Here is a 19,325-nt window from a genome sequence, read left to right on the forward strand (position 1 = left end):
GCAGCCTTGATCTTCTCAATGGTGTTTCCAATCGGATGTCAAGTGAATTATGGGAGGGAAAAAACGATGAACAACTCGAGAGAATCTGAAGCGATCCAAAAATTTCGCGAACGTCTCAACCAAGGGAATTTGGTAGGGATCAATGTCACCTATCGCATTTCGGGAGGAATGCCAGCCGAGGGGTGAATTGAGGAGGAGTTCAGCGTCTCTGGCAATAATCTAGCCACAGCACGCAGCATGACGAGAGCCAACCTGCCCCAAGAAGCTTCGGCAGAATTTGCCCCTGCTGAAGTGCAAAGCTTTCTCGCTCAGGTTGGGCAAGGCATAGACAGCTTGGTTCCCCGGTCAGAGGCTCGATTTTTGCCTGATTCTGTGGTTGGTTCGATCACCCTTGAGGTTGATGGAGAGCAAGCAACTTTCTATTTCTTAGTCGATGAGGAAGAGCGACAAGGTCAAAATAAACCGATCGCACCAGCGATGGCTGAAGCGATTGATAACTTTTCCCAACTCTCTAAACAACTTTTGCAACGGGGAGGAAATTGACATGGCTATCAGTCTTAGAGGTGTTGCTCGCCGCTACCGGAATATTACAGGAGGATTTTCGGTCAACACAGCTTTTGGCAGGGGTTCCTTACGCTCCAGGCTAGTGTCTCTAGCACGTCAGGAGCATCGGTTTAACTTCTCGGAATGTATTTATGGTGGGACAGCAGCATTTGAACAAACTTGGTCCCACATCATTATTAGGATTAGGTTGAATCCCGACGCTGGCATATCCGACGCCACGATGAATACGTTAAGAAACACTTGGAGGAATGGGATTCAAACAACCTGGAGCGATCGCTGGGGAGTTGGACACTCAGGTGAAATGACTTGTCCCCTGACGTTTGAGGTTCAATGGGTGACTCAAATGAGCATCATGCGGTGAGAGTTCGTCAATGTCCCGCAGGAGAGTTTTGCCGCAGCAATACTGGGCTTTGGGACACTAATGATACTGGTGCTGTAGCGGCTCATGAGTGCGGTCACTTCTTTGGGCTAGCTGACGAATACGCTGATGCTAATTGTCCAAATAGAAATCCAGTCAATACTGGAACAATTATGGATAACAACTCTAATGTTGTTCCTGCCAGAATGATGACACGCTTCGCCAATAACATTGGCTCAAATGTAGTTGCCATTTAATATTTGATGTTAATTGGTTTTGTCAGATGTTGTTGAAGTAGAGAGTTGATCATGACAACTTTAAGTTTGCGGACAATAGTCACCAACTATCTTGGCAAAGCTGCTCCCCTTTCAATTAAGCGGGATATCTTGGGGATTTACAGTGATGATCGCCCCCAGATTTACTCCCTGAAGCAGCAATTGAATTATATGCAAGCGCACACAGCTTGTCATACTAGCCTGCCGATCGGCTCACCCCCATCCGCCGAACAAAAAACAAGGTTCAGAAAGTGGTTTCCCAACCTGCAAGTTTTCAACATCACCGCTCCAGCAACAGGAGGTTCATCGATACCTGGAAGTTATAACTGTATTGCCTGGAGTGTGGGAATTACCAATCAGTGGATCTGGCCAGGAGATACTGTTGCTGCTTTTGATACCTTTTATGCCTCTTACGGATGGTCGGTTGCCGCCAACTGCGCTCCTGAGTACAAGAAGCGCAAGGTAGCGCTCTATGCCATAAACCGCGACCCCAATAATTGTACTCATGGCTCGCGGGAGACTGTTGATTGCGACTGGCATGAAAGTAAATGCGGTGGAGCGGAGCGGATTGTGCATGACAGAAGGCAGATGGAGGGTGGCTCTTATGGGGACATTATCAAATGCTACGAAAAAGCCGATCCTAATGCCAACTTGGACTTTGCTTAGAGATTATTTTCTGGGAGGGTAGATTATGTCCGATTCAAACAACGTAAGAGAAAGATTTGACGAGCTTTATGCTGCTTGGGAAAGGGAAATTCAAAACCCAAGGATTCAATTTAGCTCTAGACCCAAAGATTACATCGAGAATGAACCTTATCGTCAAATTGTGCAACTTGGTAAGGAAGCACTTCCGTTAATTCTTGAAAAAATATCCGCTGGTGTATTTTTCATGAATCAGGCAGCCCTAGAAATTGCTGGTTCTGACCTCGAACAGTTCAGATCAGAAGAACAAAATCTTCCCACTGCTGAAAGACTGATGTTTGCTAGAGAAAGAATGCCGCAGTTTTTGAGTGAGCAGCAAAAATCAGAACTGATCTTGAAATATCTTGCAAAGGTAGAGAACTAGAGCAGTTATGCAATCAGTGCCAGGAGGTATTTAAGAATGGCTAGACCAAATGCACTTGTCGATGCAATTAGTAACCTGTCTTCACCGAGGGAAACTCTCGAAGCCAGACCAAGAGAAATACCGTCAAGAGCGGTTACGGTGAACTTCCAAGGTGGTCGCTCTGGCCAGTTAGATCTGGCAATCCCCCGCTCGGTTGTTTGGGCTGACGTTCTCGATTCTCTGCGTCAGGCCAACGAGCCAGTCTATGTCGAACTCTTTTCCTGAGTCCTGTGCGAAGAGTCATCTGGTTTGACGTGCAGGGAGATTCCTCTGCTGCTTTAGAGTCTTCAGATGCCTCTATCTTTTACAAAAGTAAAGGTAGCGGGTACGTGGAGTATGATGACGCTGCTTACACAAAAACTCAGCGAGATTTGGCAACCTACCGGAATCAGCTGAAACTTCGCTCAGCCAGTTCCGTCGGTCCACCACCGTATAGCAGTTGTGTTTGGAAGGTGAAGTCGATTGCCGCCAGATGTCTGAGTAAAAATCCCCCAATTTCAGTAAATTGATATAACTTTGTGAAACAGTGATCACTCACATTTCCAAAAAAACAAATGATAGTTTTGGAGAGTGAGCACCGAGATAGAAAATCATACGAGATAGAGAATCATAAGAGATCGCTCTACCCACCTATCCGTCCTCAGCAATAGATGGATGATTTTATGGACAGGCGATCGCCCAAATCAAACAGGAGATGAAATTCTGTTGAGCTGATCAATTTAACTGATCAATTTAACAGGAATGCGATCGCAGGTTTTGAAACGAGAAAAAGGGCGATCGCTCATCTCTCCAAATCAACTCAGAATCGTGTGGTAGTGAGGAGTGCGATCGCTTCTTTGGGAAGACAAGTAGTTTATTCAGTGCTGTGAATGTGACCCTTCAAGATTTTGTTGGCACCTGGGTGAATACGGACGATGATCCTTACCCAGGAATTGCGCCCGGTGTAGAACCCTCTCGAAGTGCCTTGATAATCTCGACGTTAGCCTTGGGAAAGGGGTATTGATCGATCTCAGCCAGGGTAACCCAGCGCACCTCGTCACATTCAATTGGTTGGGGTTCGCCACTGACATACTGGCAATGATGCACATTGAGGCTAACGTGGAAGTGGCTGTAAGTGTGTTCTACCGTAATCAGCCGATCGCCCACCGCAATCTCAATTCCCAGTTCTTCTCGAATTTCTCGCTGGATGCAGGCTGCAATCGTTTCGTCCGGCTCTACTTTGCCACCAGGAAATTCCCACAAGCCACCTAGTAAGCCTTCCTGACGGCGGCGATCGATAAGAATTTGTTGCTGGTCGTTCCAGATCACGGCAACACCAATCACTTTACGAGGAAGGGGCGAACGAGTTTCGGTCATAGGAAGTTGGTTCTGTATACCTGAATGAAAAGCACAACAGTGAGATTGCCAGGGGCAGACTTGACAGTTGGGTTGACGGGGCAGACAGACCGTGGCACCCAAATCCATAAGCGCCTGGTTAAAGTCACGAGGATGAATGGGATCTAGCAAAGCTTCGGACAGTTGCCAAAGTTGGGAGATCGCCTTCATGGGAGGCACCTGCAGGGCAATTAACCGTGCCAGTACCCGCTTCACATTACCATCCAGAATGGCAACGGGTTGGTTAAATGCTGCACTTAAAATTCCTCCTGCTGTGGTGCGGCCAATTCCTGGCAGACTCATCACCGTCTTTAAATCGTCGGGAAACACACCATCATGGTGACTGACAATCTCTTGAGCGGCCCGGTGTAGATTGCGCGCACGGGCATAATATCCCAGTCCCTGCCAGAGTTTGAGCACCTGCTGCTGATCAGCTGCAGCCAGGGACTGCAGGGTAGGAAATTGGGTCAGCCAGCGATCGTAATAGGGCAGTACAGTTTTCACCTGGGTTTGCTGTAACATAATCTCCGAAATCCAGATGGCATAAGGATCGCGGCTGTGTCGCCAGGGTAGATCTCGGCCATGCTGGTAGTACCAGGTGAAGAGGGAAGAGCGGAGGGAGGGGAGGGAATCAGGGATTGGAGATCGGGAACTGGGGAGTGGGGATTGATAGAGACGTTTTGTTGAAACGTCGGGATGGGATGGGATAGGAGATATGGAAAAACTCGGTGAAGAAATTTTCTCACTCACCGAGTTTGTAGCTTTCAGGTAACTACTTTTATCAGGAGGTTGTCTCACAAAGCAGCGTAGGTTCCAGATGAAAGGATCTGGTTGCCTATTCTGCCGGATTTGAGTCAGCGATCGCAAATGATTTCTCAAAGGCCATGCGCTGTTCGGCGTTGCGAAGAAAATAACCACTCATCATCGCTGAGGCTAGCAGACGACCTAAATTTTCACGAGTTGTCGTAACAGTAATATCGAAGTGTTCAGAGGGTAGACCACCCAGCAATCCAACAATGTTCCGCTCCATCACCTGGAACACTTCGTTGGAAGCAGGCTTGGACAATTGAGTTACAGTTTCAGGACTGAGGGACTGCACATATTGGAGCAGACTATTTCCTGTCTCAGTTCCATGGGCCAAAAATTCCGGAGTTTGATTTTGGTTGTTCACAGTAGGAACCTCGATCGAACGGCTGCAACATCTCTATAAACCTAATTTAGCAACCTCCCTGAGGAAGTCGAAGTGGGCAGAACCGAACCTGCTTATGGGTAATGTCTGCCCTCTGTTGTCCTATGTCCCTTGCCATACTAAGTGCGCTCACAACAAAAACGCATGTCCATAAGTTTCGGCAAAGCAAACTTGTTCGTAGCTGAACCGTCCGCCAAATTTCTTGAAGGGTTCGGTGGCATAGCCCAGGCAAAGCAGACAGCAAACATCAACGGAATCAGGGATCTTGAATGTTTCCTTGACCTGAGCCGTGGAGAAGCCTTCCATGGGGCAACTGTCTACCCCAAAACTTTTGGCGACAATCATTAAGTGGGCGACGGCCAGCATGGTATGGCGATTTGTCCAGGCTTCGATCGTCCCAAAAGAAGGATGGTTCTCAAACAAGGCGGGAATTTGCTGTCGCATCACATCTGCATAAGCCTCATTGATGGCTCCCTGTTCCATGCCCATTGTGATGAGAGACTCAACGTAGTCCGATCGCCCAACAGTGCGATCGCCACAGCAAATCAGGACGACCGGAGCCTGGGTAATCTGGGGTTGGTTAAAGGCACAGGCTTTTAGCTTTTCCTTACTGTCTGGTTCCCGCAGAATGATAAAGCGCCAAGGTTGCAGGTTATAGCCAGAGGGCGATCGCATCCCCAGACGCAAAATTTCTGCCAGGATGACATCCGGGATCGCATCCGGACGAAAGGCCCGAGCCGCCCGACGACGCTCAATGGAATCCTTCAGACCAAAAGTAGGTTGCAAATCGACTGTCATCCTTTTTCTCCAACACCAATGCGTGAATTGCAAACCCTATGCTAGTCGCAAACGGTACATTGGCCGCAAGATGTAACAGAGATTTCCATTTGAGTGTCTGGGATTACCGTCCTAAGTGGGCCGTGATTTCCTCGACTCCGATTTCCAGAGGCGCTCCCTGACCCAAGGGAGAATAGATCCGAATGCGAGCCTGGTAGGAAAAGGGGGCTATTCGGTCTGCCAGGATGCTCAAACTGGTGAGGATGTGCCAATAAACCTCAGTACTGGGACACTTAATCAGAAGCGTTAAGAAATCGGATTTGGTGATAAATCCCCAGGTACAGTTCCGTAACAAGCCCTGAGTGTCGCGATCGCAGGATGCGTAGAAATGGTAGGCAGAATGTAGCCTAGCGGTTGGGTGAGCAGGTGAACCAAATGTTGCCAAAGAGCCGGGGTGCAAATCAGTACAGAACGAGTCAGATCGGTTCATAAGAAAAATCTTGGAAGCGTAGGGAAATCAGCATATTCAGACGCAATTTCGACGCAATTTCATTGCCCTAGCTGCACACTCTTCTATATTTTCTACTCAAAATCTCGAATTAACAGGAACATAAGTCACAATCTTTCAATTTTCAGGCGATGAACTGGATTAGGAAGTTATTGAAAGATAATTGGATCGTTGCTGCGTGGTAACAAATTGAACGAAATTCGACAGAATCTGTAGTCCCGCAGTGGAAGACTTTTCGGGGTGGAATTGGACAGCCATCAAGTTGTCGTGGGCGATCGCGGCGGTCACGGTCTGGCTACCGTGAGTAATATTGGCAGCTCGAACTGAGGGATTGCTGGGTTCCACGTAGTAGGAGTGGACGAAATATACCCAGGGATTGGGGGGAAGATGCTGCCACAGAGGACAGTCCGGTTGAGTATACTGCAACTGATTCCAGCCCATGTGAGGAATCGCAATCTCCGGTTCTGGCTCAAACCGCTTGACTGCACCTGGAATTACGGCCAGTCCAGGTTCCTGCCCTTCTTCACTGGACTCAAATAGAATTTGCAACCCTAAGCAAATTCCCAGAAACGGCTTGCCCTCAGCGATTGCCTGCTTAATGGGGGCTTCTAATTGACGCGCTCGCAGATGTTGCATGGCGGGATCAAAGGAGCCAACCCCCGGCAACACAATCGCATCTGCTTGCTCTAACTCAGTTGCGGAATCAGTGACGTGGGGGATAGCTCCGGCGTTTTCCAGCCCTTTACAGGCAGAGTGTAAATTTCCCATATCATAATCCACGACGGCAATTCTTGGCATTTTTCTACCTTCTCTTATTAACCTTTCCAGGCTGAATATCGATCACTAATATCGATAAAACGTGCGGCCTCCCGGACATGTACACTTAATGCGATATCTCAAATTTCGCTCTGCACATTTATCCAGGGGTTTCCCATCTGTACAATATTGCTCGCGATTGCAATCTGCCCATCGCCGCTCGGCCTCCTGTTGAAATTGAATCGTAGCCTAGAAATTTCCTTTATCAATCACCCGATCGCCCTGCTTGATCTCATATTCAAAACTATTCACGCCTGGAATCACACTAAAAGTTTTCAATTCCTGTTTAGTGCCGTAGGCTAGGAGAGTTGCTTCCGAGGAACGACCCTGGCTGTAATCGCGATCAGTAAAAGGAAAGGGATTATCTCGCACACCTAAAGACACATTCCGGACAATAACGCGCCGACCCGGAGCCGGCAGAGTTGCGGTAGACATAAAACGGGCGGGAACAGTGCCAGCCTTGCGGCCCGGACATTCCCCGCGATATTCAATATTCGTAATCCTGGCTGTATTTAACTGCGATTGCCCGTCCACAACCAGCCCAACTGCAAGCGGAGATGGGTTTGGGGCCGCCTCTTGGGCCAAACTGGGAGAATCTAGCCAGCCGCTGATCATCAAACCTCCACTGGTCACGGTGAGGCAAGAAAGTAGCCTAATAGATTTAATAGAAATGACTGGAATAGGGTGAATGATTGCAGGCATAGACGAATAAAGCAGTTTACCGCCAGAGTTTAACACTGTCGGTTCTGCCTGTTCTACATTTTTGCATCCAATTTACACCTTGTCCAAGTCCGGAACCGTAGTCTTTCTGATAGGAAAATCACCGTTCTCTAGCTGAACTTGGTTTAAGTGCTAATTTCACTCCCAAACAGCGCCTTCAATGCGATCGCCTGTGCCTGATCTGTTTGCCCATACGTAAATACATAGGGAACATCGGGGGGCAGCAGGGGCAGGAATTGAGCCAGGGTGTAGGGACTGCCGTAAAGGATTAAGGCTTGCAATTGCTCTGATTGGATTAAAAATGTCAGCCACTCCTGAGCCATTTGAGTCAGACCAGCACTGCTACGAAAAGGATTGCCTCGAATGAAGAGTTGCAACAGGGTGGGTTGCCAGGGCAAATGAGAGGACTCTAAGGAATGGCATGGCGTATGGCGATCGACTAGATGCAGAGAATAGCCCAGAGCCTCCGGGATTTTGACAGCCGGGGTATAGTGGCCCAGTTCTTTGCAGTTCAGCAAGTTGTCAACCAGGATCAGGTTGCGGCGATCGCTGGGTTGGTCAGCCTGGTTGAGTCGGGACAGAATCGGTTGGTGAGCCTTTGCAGAGTCTTCCAGAATCCGATCGACCAGGGCGATCGCTCCTGGTTGAGCAAGATGAGTGATCAGTTCCTGTGGCTGTACAGTTGGCGGAAGTTGTTCCCACGCGTGGGGAAGTTGAGAGTCTGCATGGGCGGCACAAGCTTTCTGTTTCGCCTGCCAGATGCGTTCCACCGAGGCTTGAATTCGTTCTGGGGTCAGGCGACCTGTTTCCACAGCCTGACAAATGGCGTGAATTGCTCCTACCGGATCTGCAGGCATCAGCAGAAGATCAGCTCCAGCTTCCACCGCTAACACAGCGGCTTCATTGGCTCCAAAATGATCCGCGATCGCCCCCATAATCAGAGCATCAGTGACAATCAGGCCGTTAAATCCCAAGGTTTGCCGCAATTCGTTGGTCAAAATTTGATGCGACAGGGTGGCCGGATACGTGGAGTCCAGGGCGGGAATTTGCAGATGGGCGGTCATTACTGCATCCACTCCCGCTGCGATCGCGGCTTGAAACGGCGGAAATTCCAACTGGCGCAAGCGTTCAAGGGAATGGGGCAGGATAGGCAATTGCAGATGAGAATCGACAGCCGTATCGCCATGACCCGGAAAGTGTTTGGCCGTCGTTAAAACGGGATGCGCCTGGGTGCCCTGAATAAAGGCTGTGATCAGATCCGTAACCACTGCCGGAGTTTCTCCAAAGGCACGGATATTGATTACCGGATTGCTGGGATTATTGTTGACATCGGTAACGGGAGCCAGGATCCAGTTCAGCCCGATCGCCTGCGCCTCCTGAGCGGTAATCGCGCCCATCTGTTCGGTATACGATCGAGCCACAGCGGGTCTGTCTTGGGCGATCGCGGCGAGAGCCATGGGAGGAGGAAACCAGGTGGCCCCCGCAAATCGTTGGCCAATTCCCTCTTCTACATCTGCCGCCACTAACAGGGGAATTGGTGCCCACTCTTGCAGTTGCTGAATTCGCAGCGCCACCTCCGGGGCACTTCCTCCCAACAAAATCACTCCTCCTACGCCCCACACCTGGATCCACGTTTGTAGGGTTTTGGCGGGAGCCTCCCACTGGGGATAACGAATTTGCTGATCAAACAAATAACCCGAAGCCCGCACGACGATCATCTGGGCAACTTGGGCAGCTAAAGACAGGGTGTGGAGGTCGGGAAGGGAGGGAAGCATCATCTCATCACCCCTTCACTCTTCTCCGGCTTCCTCGGCTTCTTGCTCTCCATTCGCTTCCCGTTCCTGGCTCAGGCGGTTCAGTAGGGATAGGATACGATCGCCCCGTTCCAGGGAATTATCTTCCAGAAACACAATCTCCGGAGTGCGGCGCAGACGAATTCGCTGACCCAGTTCACTACGCACAAACCCGGCTGCCGCCTTAAGACCTGCCATAGTTTCAGCTTTGGCTTCTGGAGTCCCGTAAATGCTGACAAAAATTTTGGCGTGTTGCAAGTCGCCAGATACGTCTACATCCGTCACACTGACCATTCCGGCTCCCACCCGGTCATCTTTGATGTCTGTCAACAACATCTGGCTGACTTCTCGCTTAATTAACTCAGATACGCGGGCAACCCGACGACTTGTAGCCATAACGAATGCTCCCATCCAGTGAATGGATTTTAGATTGTATAGAGATAGAGAATGAGGTGCTGGAATCTTTTCTCCCAGGGCACGCAAGGAGGGAGTCCAGGGAACTACTGAAGTCCTAACATACCCCGTAAAGTAAAGGTGATAAAGGCGAACCCGGCAGTGAAGGCTCCAACGAGGGCGATCGCGGTGACGGGGTTCTTAAACAAGGGAATCAGGGGTTTAGCAGCATTGAGAAAAACCCCCAGAATAGCACCCAGCACAAAAACAGGATATTTAGAAATCGTATTCCAGAAGTTTTGCATGATTCAGTTCACCAAAAGGGTTGGGAGGTTACACCCGCTCAAGGTATTGTTTAACCTGTTTTAGATTTTAGGGTAAGAGACAGACCCGCGACCGTCAGAAACTTTTTCGACTGAAGAAATCGCTTCTATGATGAATACAGCTTGTCTAAGTCCAGAACTGGATTCTCTTAGGAGCAAATGACCTTGTTTTAGCTGGATTTGGTTTAGAAGCAGCCTCAATAAATAGATGCAGTCTCAACTTCTGGAACCGATCGCTCCTCGTCCCTTTTTAAAGTGGGCGGGAGGAAAGACCAAGTTAATTCCCCAATATTCTCACTACTTCCCCCAGAAATTTGCGACTTATTATGAGCCATTTCTGGGCGGTGGAGCAATTTTTTTTCATCTTTTACCTCAAAGGGCTGTCCTGCTGGATATCAATCCAGAGTTGGTGAATGTTTACTGTTGTGTGCGCGATCGGGTGGATGAATTAATCCAACGGCTGCGAGACCATCGCGATCGTCATTGCCAGCAGTATTACTATTTCATCCGGGGCTCTACCTGCACTTCTGCTGTGGAACGGGCAGCCCGTATGATTTATCTCAACAAAACCTGTTTTAACGGCCTGTACCGAGAAAATTCCAGAGGACAATTTAATGTCCCAATAGGCCGCTACAAAAATCCCGGTATCTTTGACCCGGAACTGCTGTATGCAGCGGCGATCGCCCTACAGAACGCAGAAATTGCTGTTGCCCCCTTTGAAACGGTTCTGGAATACGCCAACAGTAACCAGGATTTTGTCTACTTCGACCCGCCGTACTATCCCATCAGCAGTACTAGCAACTTTACGGCCTACAACCGCCATGGCTTCAAGCCGCAGGATCAGGTTCGGCTGCGAGATACGGTAGTTGAATTAGCCAGACGCGGCGTGCAGGTGATGGTATCCAACTCTGACTGTCCGTTTGTTCGCAATCTCTATCGGGACTTTTATTTACACCCCATTCTGGCAGCGCGATCGATCAACTCCAATGCCAACCGCCGGGGAAAAATTCCTGAGTTGGTGATTACGTCTTATTCAGTAGAAGCAAGATAAAAGATTACATCGTTAAACGAACTAGTAAATTATACATCGAAAAAATCAGTTGCACATCATTCATCCGCCTGATGGTTTTGGAAGTAGTGTAAGCTAGATTACTATAAAGCCTTATCCAGGAAGCAGAAGTATGTCGAATTTAAAGGCAATTACCTTAAACGACGTCCCCGATGATGTGTTGGGTGAATTGCTAGTAGAAATTTGCAGAGCAGCAGAAGTGATTGCCTGTGAATGTCCAGGGTATGTTGCTCGATTGCTACGTCAAGTCAGAGCTTTTCGTCAATACACAATGAATTGCATTGAGCAGTTTCCAGCCGATGCCGAAACTCATCTCTGGTTAGCAGAGCAAGCTAGAAAAGTGGAAAACATTTTGTTTCAAACGATGATGGAATTAATGTACAAGGAAGGATTAATTGATGAAGCTCAGCAAATCGCACTAGATAAGCTATCCGATCGAACACGGGAGCTTGTTCTAAAGCAACTTGGGATGGTCTGATTGATCGCTTCCCCTCTTTCTGAAGCTACTCGTTTCCAACACCTGCCTTTATGCTAGAAGGAGTTAGGAGAAAGTCAGGCATGGTAAAGATAGCTTCAGAGTCAATAATTAAAATTGCCGTGGTGGGAGATGTGCATGATCAGTGGGATGCAGAAGACGAATTAATCTTACAACACTTGGGCATTGACTTGGTGCTGTTTGTGGGAGATTTTGGCAACGAATCTCTATCTGTGGTGAGTGCGATCGCCTCCCTTTCTCTTCCCAAAGCGGCTGTTCTGGGCAATCATGATGCCTGGTATACCGCAACAGACTGGGGCCGTAAGAAGTGTCCCTACGATTGCACGGTAGAAGACCGGGTACAGCAACAACTGGATTTACTGGGTGAGGCTCATGTGGGCTACGGCAAATTAGATTTTCCCGATCTGAGACTCACTGTTGTAGGGGCACGGCCCTTTAGTTGGGGCGGTTCAGAATGGAAGTATACCGAATTTTATCGGCAGCGCTATGGGATCACCAGCTTTGCAGAATCCATCCGCCGCATCGTCGAAGCTGCCAGACAAGCGGCAAGTGATACGGTAATCTTCATTGGTCACTGTGGGCCATTGGGCTTGGGTGATCGCCCGGAAGACCCCTGTGGCAGAGACTGGCAACCTCTGGGAGGTGATCACGGCGATCCAGACTTTGCTGACGCGATCGCTCAAACTCGACAACTGGGTAAAACCATTCCCCTGGTCACATTCGGCCACATGCATCACAGTCTGCGGCATACTAAGCATCTGCTCCGCACACCACTTGCAACCAGTCCTGAAGGCACAGTTTATCTGAATGCCGCCAGCGTTCCCCGGATCATTTTCACTGAAGACGGTTGGCGACGGAACTTCTCCCTGGTTTATCTGCAGCACCAAACGGTTCTGCAAGCCTCTCTGGTTTGGGTGGATCAAACCTACGCAGTGATTTCAGAGCAGGTGTTGTATCATCAACCTGTGCCGGAACCGGAGCGCGATCGGGCTACCAAAACTCATCCATCCACCTATCCACCTATCCACCTCCTGTCTAACTAAAATCAGACTATGCGGCGTTAACAAGGAGCGGGATAAACAATGGCTGAACCGACTCGCCAACCCTGGGATGTGGGACGATTTTTGCAAACTCTAAATTATTTTGAGACCATTCCTGTTATTAGTTGGGTACAAAAAATGTTCTTTGGTTTCGCCCCTCCTCCACCTCCCCAACCCCAGGCGGGAGTAATTTTTGATTTCAGCCACCCCTCCCCCACCCTCAGTCAAACCTGGGGAGCACTGGATGATGTAGTGATGGGTGGTGTGAGTGCCAGTTCCTTACAGTTTCAGGATGGAGTAGCAGTCTTTACCGGCAATGTGTCAACGGCCAATTCGGGGGGCTTTGCCTCGGTTCGTACCCGTAACTTTGAGCCGCCTTTAGATTTATCGAGTCAGGCAGGCATTGAGTTGCAGGTGAAAGGAGATGGGCAGCGCTACAAGTTCCTGGTGCGGGATGAAAATTCCTGGGACAGTGTGGCTTTTTCCTATTCTTTCGATACGATCGCGGAGCAGTGGACGACGGTGCGGATTCCATTTAACTTGCTGGTGCCAGTGTTTCGTGCTAGAACCGTGAACACGGGACGATCGCTCAATGTTTCCAAAATTCGCTCCCTGCAGCTGATGTTGAGCAAGTTTGAATACGATGGTGCACTCAATCCTCACTTTCAACCGGGAGAGTTTCGCCTGCAGGTGCGATCGATCTCCGTGTATTAGAATTTTTCGCTTTTTGTTACAAACCGTAAGTCATCAAGCTCTGACGATCAGCTAAAAATCCCAAAATTTGGCAGTAAAGTGGTTGGTGTCAGGTTATTCTCTCAGGTCAACTGCTGATTCCGTGAATGAGATAGCTCATGACTGACGGTTTCTTTCCAGTCGTCTACTCAGCCCTTTCCAGTCGTGCTTTGGCGGATAAGGTGCTAACTCGTTATGCGATCGGTGAGGTCACGGAGTGTCAATTCTGGCACCGGGGATTGAGTGATGTGTATGTGGTGACGGCAGGTGGGCAGCAGTATATTCTGCGGGTTTCCCATTCCCACTGGCGCACCCAATCTGACATCCAGTTTGAACTGGAACTGTTAGACTTCTTGCGTGAACGTTGCATTCCTGTTGCCTATCCCCTGCGAACCCAGGACGGATATTTGTGGATCGAAATTAATGCGCTGGAAGGAAAACGCTATGCCAGTCTTTTTATTTACGCACCAGGCAGAATCGCATTAGGCGATATGAATCCGACTCAGAGTTATCGGCTGGGGGAAACAGTGGCCAAGTTACATCAAACGGCTCAGACCTTCTGCTGCCCGGTCGATCGCCAACCGCTCACCCTGGAATATCTGCTGGATGATTCGTTTCAAGTCATCGCCCCTTTTCTGCACAATAAGCCGGATTACCTGGCCGATTTGAGCGACGCGATCGGCTGCGTCAAATTTCAACTTCAAGACTTTCCCAAAGAGCCGCCCCTGTGGGGAATTTGCTGGGGCGATCCGCACAGTGGTAATGTCCATTTCACAGAGGATAACCAGATTACCCTGTTTGATTTTGACCAGTGCGGCTATGGATGGCGCATTTTCGAGATTGCCAAGTTTGAACAGGTGGCGTTGCAATGCGGCTTGGGCGCCAAAACCCGGGATGCCTTTATCAGCGGCTATCAGTCTGTAGAACCGTTGCTGGAGTACGAAACAGCAGCCCTGCAAGCCTTTACTCAGGCTGCTCATGTTTGGGCTTGGGCGATTTGTCTTAATCACGCTCTGCTGCACGATTATAGCCGTCTAGATGATGGCTTTTTCCAGCACCGACTGGCCCATTTAAAAATGCTGCGATCGCCAGAATGGCAACTGTTTTAATATGAAATCCACTTATCCATATGAAATCTACTGATCCGATATGGCCGGGATGCAACTGATGTTGCCCTATCCACCCAATTTGACCTCATGTAATTACTAGAAATGAAAGTAGGGGGGACGATGCGGTCAAATAGATGAGAATGTCATTAGTCATTTGTCTTTTGTAAACACCTGCTCCCTAATGAGCAATGACCCATGACTAATGACGATTCTTCTGCCTTTCTACTTCGGCAACTTACCAACAATCTGGTTCTTAATTTCGTCTATTTCTTGCGCTAACTCCTGGCGGTTAGAAGCTCGCAGTAAATAGCGGTAGACAAACCAGGTGCTATATCCCAAGCCAATTAGCTGTAGCGAGGGAGCCAGTAAGGGGATATCATCCACGGCATCTAGCAGGGCCAGAGTCATCTTCACAGCAATAATGCCACCAAAGATTAGCCCTAAGGTGACGAGAGGCCGTTTGTATTCGCCAAAGAAGTCTCCCAGATATTCGGGCAAGCCGGACAGGAACTTGTAAATACGTTCTCCAATCTGCCGCAATTGCTCACTGGTCTGGTTTGTCTGGTTTGTGGGAGGCAACAGCAGCGGTTCACTACTGTTACCCGTGGCCGTTGACTGCGGCTCTGCAAAGTCGGTAGAGCTAGTCTTATGAGTTTCGGTATCTTTAACTTCAGGATTCATAGTCATAACCTGGGAGTAACAATCTGAGCAACGCTGGTAAGCAAAATATGAGCCAGCAATCAGAACCTAGAGTAGTAACGAGACTATTCTGGTCAACCTTGTAATGCCTAACAACAACCTTGGGATAGGTATAGGTCAGATAGATATGTACCCTATCTGAACCCAGATGTAAATGGCTGCTGTGACGCTATAAGAAATCTGCAAGTTGTTAGGACAGGTCTAAACCAAGCCCAGCTAGAGAACGGTCGTTTTCCGATCAGAGAAACTACGGTTCTGGACTTGGACAAGATTCAGCTTACTGATCAAGTCGCTGAATTGTACCTTTAAGCGAAATATCGATCACCTGTGGAGAACCTATCTGTTAGCAATTATTTTTACTTATGGTGATGACTACGATCGCTGGAGGTGCCAGACTGCTTCAGGGGACTATATTTGCTCTCATAGGCAACCAGGATTAATTATATGTAAAAAATATGTAGAAACTGTATCTCACTATGCACGGGACTAGCGCACCTGTTTGGCTGGTTGGGGTAAGGCATGAGTACGGGTGGTGTAAATTTCTTCCTGGGCATACCAGATGGAAATTTCATAGGCACCCACGATGATCCAGGCATAGCGGCAGAGATGATCGACTTGGGCGATTAAATCATCCACCAGCCAGGGTTCGGAGCAGTGAATGGCCAGCGTGTAGCTGCGATCCAGAAACAGGAAGCATAAGGGTAGGGTATCTAGAAAATAGGAGCGAAAGCGCTCCAGGCGGAGTACCTCAAGGATGAGCAGGTCATTATCTGTCAGCTCTAAAGCCATATAAATTCCTTCTGGAAGATTATGACTTGATTTAACTGGAACCTGACCATAAATCCCTACGGTATAAACTCAGGATCTTTAATTCCCCCCTTGCAGTTCTCTGAGGAAAAATACGTAAATGGGGAATTATCCTTTAGTTAATGGGATGATCAGGGGCGAAAGTTGTACTGTAAAGGTTGTCCAACCCTGATGGCTGGTAACTTGAATGGTGCCACCTAACTCCGTTACCATGCGTTGTACCAGGGCCAGTCCTAGGCCTGTCCCCCCTTGCTTCCACCGATCGCCATTGGGAACCCGGTAGAATTTGTCAAATATTCTTGACAATTCTGCGGATGGAATTTCTGCCTGATTACGGATGGTCATGGTAATCCCGGCTGTTTGGGCTGGATTGTTCTCCTGAATGCTTAAGACGATCTCTCCTGTGGGAGAAGTGTATTTGCAGGCGTTATTTAGCAGTTCTGCAATGATTCGCTCCAGGGTGTTGCGGTCTGTCGTAATCGGGGGTAGATCAGGAGATAGCTCGATCCGCAGATGCTGCTGGCGATCGCGGGCACGGGCCTGAAACGGCTCGATCAGATTCATGATGCAGGATTGCAAGTCCACTACTACGGGTGAAAGGGAGTAGAAAGAGGCTTCTAATCGCTGTAAATCCAGCAAGTCGTTGATCAATTCAATTTCCCGAACACACTCGGCCTGCAGAATGTTGAGATACTGCTGCTGGCGTTCTGGCGAATTTATGTTTTGCAGCATGTGAATTGCCATTTTCATGTTAGACATAGGGGTTCGCAGTTCATGAGAAACGGTGCTGAGAAAGTCATCCTTAAGCAAGTTAAGTTCTTCCAGGGCTGTAACCTGAGCCTGGGTTGCCTGATACAACCGTGCCTGACGGATGGCGATTGCACATTGGTTAGCAACCTGCTGCACCAGACGAATTTCTAATTCTGTAAATGCCTCGCTGGCCTCCTTAAACAGCCACAAATCCCCCATGACGGATTGATCATCCACGATCGGACAGACCAAACAGGCCACTTTGCGAGGAGAAGAACGCAATGGAGTGGGGATCACCGGGCAGAACTGGAAATACTGGCCCTGAAGCAACTGAGCATACTGATCGGGATTTTCTGACATGGAAATACAGGTTCCTTTGGCTGGCAGAATCCCGGTGCAAATGTATTCATAGCGAATGGTTGAAGTTTTCTGCTCCAGGTCGTACATGGCCGTATTGCAGCCCTCTACATCCAGTCCTAAAGCCAATTCTTGTACCGCATTTTGCAGGATCTGATCCTCATCTAAACTATCGCGTACAGAGTCTGTAATCCGCTTCAGCATGGCCTCGTAATGCAGGGCTTGCTGCAACTGAGTGGTGCGTTCCTGCACCTGTATCTCCAGATTGGTGTTGAGTCGCTGTACCTGGCCGTAAAGTTCTGACTGTTGAATGGCGATCGCGACTTGAGTGGCCAGTTGTTCTAATAACCCGATCTCATAAGATTCCCAGTGACGAGGGGTGCTGCATTGATGGGCAACCAGCATTCCCCAGAGCTGATTCCCATGCAGAATCGGAACAGACAGAAATGCCTGTACCTGAAGCTCACGCATAGCCTGCTGAAATTGGGTGAAGTCTGCTAATTGCTGGACATCATCCACCACTAAAGGCTTTCCCTGACGGTAAGCATTATGTTGCTGCTCAATGGGATGATCCTGCCGCTTTAAGCCCAGAATAGAGCGACAACCTGGTTCAACAGATTCAGCCATTACGGTGCGATCGCCGTTGGCATTGCAGCAATAAATGACGACCCGATCAACATTCAAAAACTGCCGCACTTCAGAAACCGTCGTATTCAGAATTTCTGTAAAATTCAGGGATTGTCGGATGCGGTGAGCGATCCCAGCCGACAGCTTGGCTAATCCAGCCATCAGGCGTTCCCGCTCGGCTTGTTGCCGCAGGGCTGCTTCAGCCATTTTCCGTTCAGTAATATCCCGTGTGAAACAGTGATGTCCCAGAAACTGGTCGTACCAATCGTAAGCCGCCACGATGACCACTTCGTTGTAGAAGATAGACCCATCCTTACGGAGAGCGCGGACTTCTGCTTCCGCTTTGCCATCTTCCAACATCTGTTGGTAAGCGGCTGCAATAATCTCCAAATCGTCTGGGTGAATGGTTTGGTTCCACGATAGGCCAATCATTTCTACCTGCTCATAACCCAATGCTTCTGCGTAAGCTCGGTTCAAAGCAATAAAGCGGCCTGCTGTATCCAGGCGAGCAATCCCTTCCACCGCATTACCCAGCGCTGTACTCATTTCTAAAAGTTCTGCCTGGGCTTGCTGGCGCTCGGTGATATCCACAAAGAAAACTGACAGTCCCTCCGCGGCTGGAAAGATTCTCACCTCAAACCAGGTTTTCAGAAATGGATAAAACTCCTCAAATGTCGCTGGGGTTTGCTGTTGCAGAGAACGACGGCATTCTCGCTCCAAGCTTGTTCCTACCAATTCGGGAAAAATTTCCCACAGATTTTGTTTGAGAACCTCTTCTTGGGTACGGCGAATCAGCTGGGCAGCCCGTTGATTCAAATAAGTCAACCGCCACTCATTATCCAGGGAGAGAAATGCATCGGTGATGCTTTCTAAGATGTTGAAAATTTGTCGATTGGCTGCTCTGAGTGCTTCTTCAACTTTTTTGCGATCGGTGATATCGTGGTAATTGACGACCACTCCTCCAATCGCTGGATCATCCAGTAAACTGGTCGCCACCGCTTCAAAAAAACGCCAGGAGCCGTTAAGATGCCGCATCCGATATTCAATTTTGGGCTGGCTAATGCGCGGAGATTGAATGGCGCTTTGCAGAACCTGCAGAATGAGATGAATGTCATCCGGGTGGACAAGTTCTGCGGCGTGTCGTCCTTCGACATCCTCTAAGCGGTAGCCGAGGACTCGTTCAGCAGAAGGGCTGCAGTACTGGAAAACCCCGTTCTGATCCAGAATCACGATAATGTCGGTGGAGTTTTCAATCAATAAGCGAAATCTACGGGAGGCATAGTCAGACCCTGCAGGATTGCCCCCGTGTAATGCTGTTTCGGCCTGCTCACCATTTGCCATCTTGATTGACTGCTATGTATACACCACCCAGATTACTCGCGACCTTTGAGAGTGACATCCTCCCGACACCAATGCTACGCATACGGTGCGGGCTTCCCAAGAT

General features: G+C 49.0%; 21 protein-coding genes. 9 read left to right on the plus strand and 12 right to left on the minus strand.

Annotated elements, in window-relative coordinates:
• The first annotated feature begins 237 nt into the window (after positions 1 to 237).
• From ACUVQO_RS10400 to ACUVQO_RS10415, 4 genes are all read left to right on the plus strand, one after another.
• Complete coding sequence (locus ACUVQO_RS10400; protein ID WP_445925809.1) at positions 238 to 543, plus strand: hypothetical protein; 306 nt, start codon at positions 238 to 240, stop codon at positions 541 to 543.
• 351 nt (positions 544 to 894) lie between these two features.
• The gene (locus ACUVQO_RS10405; RefSeq protein WP_445925810.1) at positions 895 to 1,179 is read left to right on the plus strand and encodes a hypothetical protein; all 285 of its coding nucleotides are present in this window, start codon (positions 895 to 897) and stop codon (positions 1,177 to 1,179) included.
• 51 nt (positions 1,180 to 1,230) lie between these two features.
• Positions 1,231 to 1,863 carry a DUF7689 domain-containing protein gene (locus ACUVQO_RS10410; protein ID WP_445925811.1) on the plus strand — a complete coding sequence of 211 codons (633 nt, stop codon included), beginning with the start codon at positions 1,231 to 1,233 and terminating at the stop codon, positions 1,861 to 1,863.
• A gap of 25 nt (positions 1,864 to 1,888) precedes the next feature.
• Positions 1,889 to 2,263, plus strand: coding sequence for a hypothetical protein (locus ACUVQO_RS10415; protein WP_445925812.1), 375 nt, complete (start codon positions 1,889 to 1,891; stop codon positions 2,261 to 2,263).
• A 960-nt stretch (positions 2,264 to 3,223) separates the two neighbouring features.
• Here ACUVQO_RS10415 and mutY read toward each other — a convergent pair.
• From mutY to ACUVQO_RS10460, 9 genes are all read right to left on the minus strand, one after another.
• Positions 3,224 to 4,474 carry an A/G-specific adenine glycosylase gene (gene mutY, locus ACUVQO_RS10420; RefSeq protein WP_445925813.1) on the minus strand — a complete coding sequence of 417 codons (1,251 nt, stop codon included), beginning with the start codon at positions 4,472 to 4,474 and terminating at the stop codon, positions 3,224 to 3,226.
• A gap of 37 nt (positions 4,475 to 4,511) precedes the next feature.
• Positions 4,512 to 4,847: a DUF760 domain-containing protein gene (locus ACUVQO_RS10425; protein WP_445925814.1), complete on the minus strand. Its 336-nt coding sequence runs from the start codon at positions 4,845 to 4,847 to the stop codon at positions 4,512 to 4,514.
• Between the two features lie 147 nt (positions 4,848 to 4,994).
• Entirely contained in the window at positions 4,995 to 5,663 is a 669-nt protein-coding gene (locus ACUVQO_RS10430) for a nitroreductase family protein (RefSeq protein WP_445925815.1), read from the minus strand.
• Positions 5,664 to 5,766: 103 nt separating this feature from the next.
• Positions 5,767 to 6,132, minus strand: a complete 366-nt coding sequence (locus tag ACUVQO_RS10435) for a hypothetical protein (protein ID WP_445925816.1) — start codon at positions 6,130 to 6,132, stop codon at positions 5,767 to 5,769.
• 159 nt (positions 6,133 to 6,291) lie between these two features.
• Positions 6,292 to 6,948: an imidazole glycerol phosphate synthase subunit HisH gene (hisH, locus tag ACUVQO_RS10440; RefSeq protein ID WP_445925817.1), complete on the minus strand. Its 657-nt coding sequence runs from the start codon at positions 6,946 to 6,948 to the stop codon at positions 6,292 to 6,294.
• Between the two features lie 207 nt (positions 6,949 to 7,155).
• Positions 7,156 to 7,599 (minus strand): hypothetical protein, encoded by a 444-nt coding sequence (locus tag ACUVQO_RS10445; protein WP_445925818.1) that lies wholly within the window; start codon positions 7,597 to 7,599, stop codon positions 7,156 to 7,158.
• A 212-nt stretch (positions 7,600 to 7,811) separates the two neighbouring features.
• Positions 7,812 to 9,464, minus strand: coding sequence for a glycoside hydrolase family 3 N-terminal domain-containing protein (locus tag ACUVQO_RS10450; RefSeq protein WP_445925819.1), 1,653 nt, complete (start codon positions 9,462 to 9,464; stop codon positions 7,812 to 7,814).
• 12 nt (positions 9,465 to 9,476) lie between these two features.
• The gene (rbfA, locus tag ACUVQO_RS10455) at positions 9,477 to 9,875 is read right to left on the minus strand and encodes a 30S ribosome-binding factor RbfA (RefSeq protein ID WP_445925820.1); all 399 of its coding nucleotides are present in this window, start codon (positions 9,873 to 9,875) and stop codon (positions 9,477 to 9,479) included.
• 104 nt (positions 9,876 to 9,979) lie between these two features.
• Positions 9,980 to 10,177 carry a DUF751 family protein gene (locus ACUVQO_RS10460; RefSeq protein WP_445925821.1) on the minus strand — a complete coding sequence of 66 codons (198 nt, stop codon included), beginning with the start codon at positions 10,175 to 10,177 and terminating at the stop codon, positions 9,980 to 9,982.
• Positions 10,178 to 10,403: 226 nt separating this feature from the next.
• Between ACUVQO_RS10460 and ACUVQO_RS10465 the strand changes: the two genes are divergently transcribed.
• From ACUVQO_RS10465 to ACUVQO_RS10485, 5 genes are all read left to right on the plus strand, one after another.
• Entirely contained in the window at positions 10,404 to 11,246 is an 843-nt protein-coding gene (locus ACUVQO_RS10465; protein WP_445925822.1) for a DNA adenine methylase, read from the plus strand.
• A gap of 130 nt (positions 11,247 to 11,376) precedes the next feature.
• On the plus strand, positions 11,377 to 11,742 hold the full coding sequence (locus tag ACUVQO_RS10470; protein WP_445925823.1) for a hypothetical protein: 366 nt from the start codon (positions 11,377 to 11,379) through the stop codon (positions 11,740 to 11,742).
• Positions 11,743 to 11,822: 80 nt separating this feature from the next.
• Positions 11,823 to 12,803, plus strand: coding sequence for a TIGR04168 family protein (locus tag ACUVQO_RS10475; RefSeq protein ID WP_445925824.1), 981 nt, complete (start codon positions 11,823 to 11,825; stop codon positions 12,801 to 12,803).
• Positions 12,804 to 12,842: 39 nt separating this feature from the next.
• Positions 12,843 to 13,514: a CIA30 family protein gene (locus ACUVQO_RS10480; protein ID WP_445925825.1), complete on the plus strand. Its 672-nt coding sequence runs from the start codon at positions 12,843 to 12,845 to the stop codon at positions 13,512 to 13,514.
• A gap of 137 nt (positions 13,515 to 13,651) precedes the next feature.
• The gene (locus ACUVQO_RS10485) at positions 13,652 to 14,641 is read left to right on the plus strand and encodes a homoserine kinase (RefSeq protein ID WP_445925826.1); all 990 of its coding nucleotides are present in this window, start codon (positions 13,652 to 13,654) and stop codon (positions 14,639 to 14,641) included.
• Between the two features lie 222 nt (positions 14,642 to 14,863).
• Here ACUVQO_RS10485 and ACUVQO_RS10490 read toward each other — a convergent pair whose 3' ends face one another.
• From ACUVQO_RS10490 to ACUVQO_RS10500, 3 genes are all read right to left on the minus strand, one after another.
• On the minus strand, positions 14,864 to 15,322 hold the full coding sequence (locus tag ACUVQO_RS10490; protein WP_445925827.1) for a CAAD domain-containing protein: 459 nt from the start codon (positions 15,320 to 15,322) through the stop codon (positions 14,864 to 14,866).
• Positions 15,323 to 15,826: 504 nt separating this feature from the next.
• On the minus strand, positions 15,827 to 16,129 hold the full coding sequence (locus ACUVQO_RS10495; protein ID WP_445925828.1) for a hypothetical protein: 303 nt from the start codon (positions 16,127 to 16,129) through the stop codon (positions 15,827 to 15,829).
• A gap of 126 nt (positions 16,130 to 16,255) precedes the next feature.
• Positions 16,256 to 19,222, minus strand: a complete 2,967-nt coding sequence (locus ACUVQO_RS10500) for a sensor histidine kinase (protein ID WP_445925829.1) — start codon at positions 19,220 to 19,222, stop codon at positions 16,256 to 16,258.
• Positions 19,223 to 19,325: the final 103 nt, after the last annotated feature.

This window comes from Leptodesmis sp. (assembly GCF_052746595.1).

Coding starts and splice junctions, on each gene's coding strand:
- ACUVQO_RS10495 (WP_445925828.1), bottom strand. CDS start 16,129: ATGGCTTTAGAGCTGACAGATAATGACCTGCTCATCCTTGAGGTACTC.
- hisH (WP_445925817.1), bottom strand. CDS start 6,948: ATGCCAAGAATTGCCGTCGTGGATTATGATATGGGAAATTTACACTCT.
- ACUVQO_RS10450 (WP_445925819.1), bottom strand. CDS start 9,464: ATGATGCTTCCCTCCCTTCCCGACCTCCACACCCTGTCTTTAGCTGCC.
- ACUVQO_RS10465 (WP_445925822.1), top strand. CDS start 10,404: ATGCAGTCTCAACTTCTGGAACCGATCGCTCCTCGTCCCTTTTTAAAG.
- ACUVQO_RS10475 (WP_445925824.1), top strand. CDS start 11,823: ATGGTAAAGATAGCTTCAGAGTCAATAATTAAAATTGCCGTGGTGGGA.
- ACUVQO_RS10480 (WP_445925825.1), top strand. CDS start 12,843: ATGGCTGAACCGACTCGCCAACCCTGGGATGTGGGACGATTTTTGCAA.
- ACUVQO_RS10435 (WP_445925816.1), bottom strand. CDS start 6,132: ATGAACCGATCTGACTCGTTCTGTACTGATTTGCACCCCGGCTCTTTG.
- ACUVQO_RS10415 (WP_445925812.1), top strand. CDS start 1,889: ATGTCCGATTCAAACAACGTAAGAGAAAGATTTGACGAGCTTTATGCT.
- ACUVQO_RS10460 (WP_445925821.1), bottom strand. CDS start 10,177: ATGCAAAACTTCTGGAATACGATTTCTAAATATCCTGTTTTTGTGCTG.
- ACUVQO_RS10430 (WP_445925815.1), bottom strand. CDS start 5,663: ATGACAGTCGATTTGCAACCTACTTTTGGTCTGAAGGATTCCATTGAG.
- ACUVQO_RS10485 (WP_445925826.1), top strand. CDS start 13,652: ATGACTGACGGTTTCTTTCCAGTCGTCTACTCAGCCCTTTCCAGTCGT.
- rbfA (WP_445925820.1), bottom strand. CDS start 9,875: ATGGCTACAAGTCGTCGGGTTGCCCGCGTATCTGAGTTAATTAAGCGA.
- ACUVQO_RS10490 (WP_445925827.1), bottom strand. CDS start 15,322: ATGAATCCTGAAGTTAAAGATACCGAAACTCATAAGACTAGCTCTACC.
- ACUVQO_RS10405 (WP_445925810.1), top strand. CDS start 895: ATGGGTGACTCAAATGAGCATCATGCGGTGAGAGTTCGTCAATGTCCC.
- ACUVQO_RS10470 (WP_445925823.1), top strand. CDS start 11,377: ATGTCGAATTTAAAGGCAATTACCTTAAACGACGTCCCCGATGATGTG.
- ACUVQO_RS10410 (WP_445925811.1), top strand. CDS start 1,231: ATGACAACTTTAAGTTTGCGGACAATAGTCACCAACTATCTTGGCAAA.
- ACUVQO_RS10400 (WP_445925809.1), top strand. CDS start 238: ATGACGAGAGCCAACCTGCCCCAAGAAGCTTCGGCAGAATTTGCCCCT.
- ACUVQO_RS10500 (WP_445925829.1), bottom strand. CDS start 19,222: ATGGCAAATGGTGAGCAGGCCGAAACAGCATTACACGGGGGCAATCCT.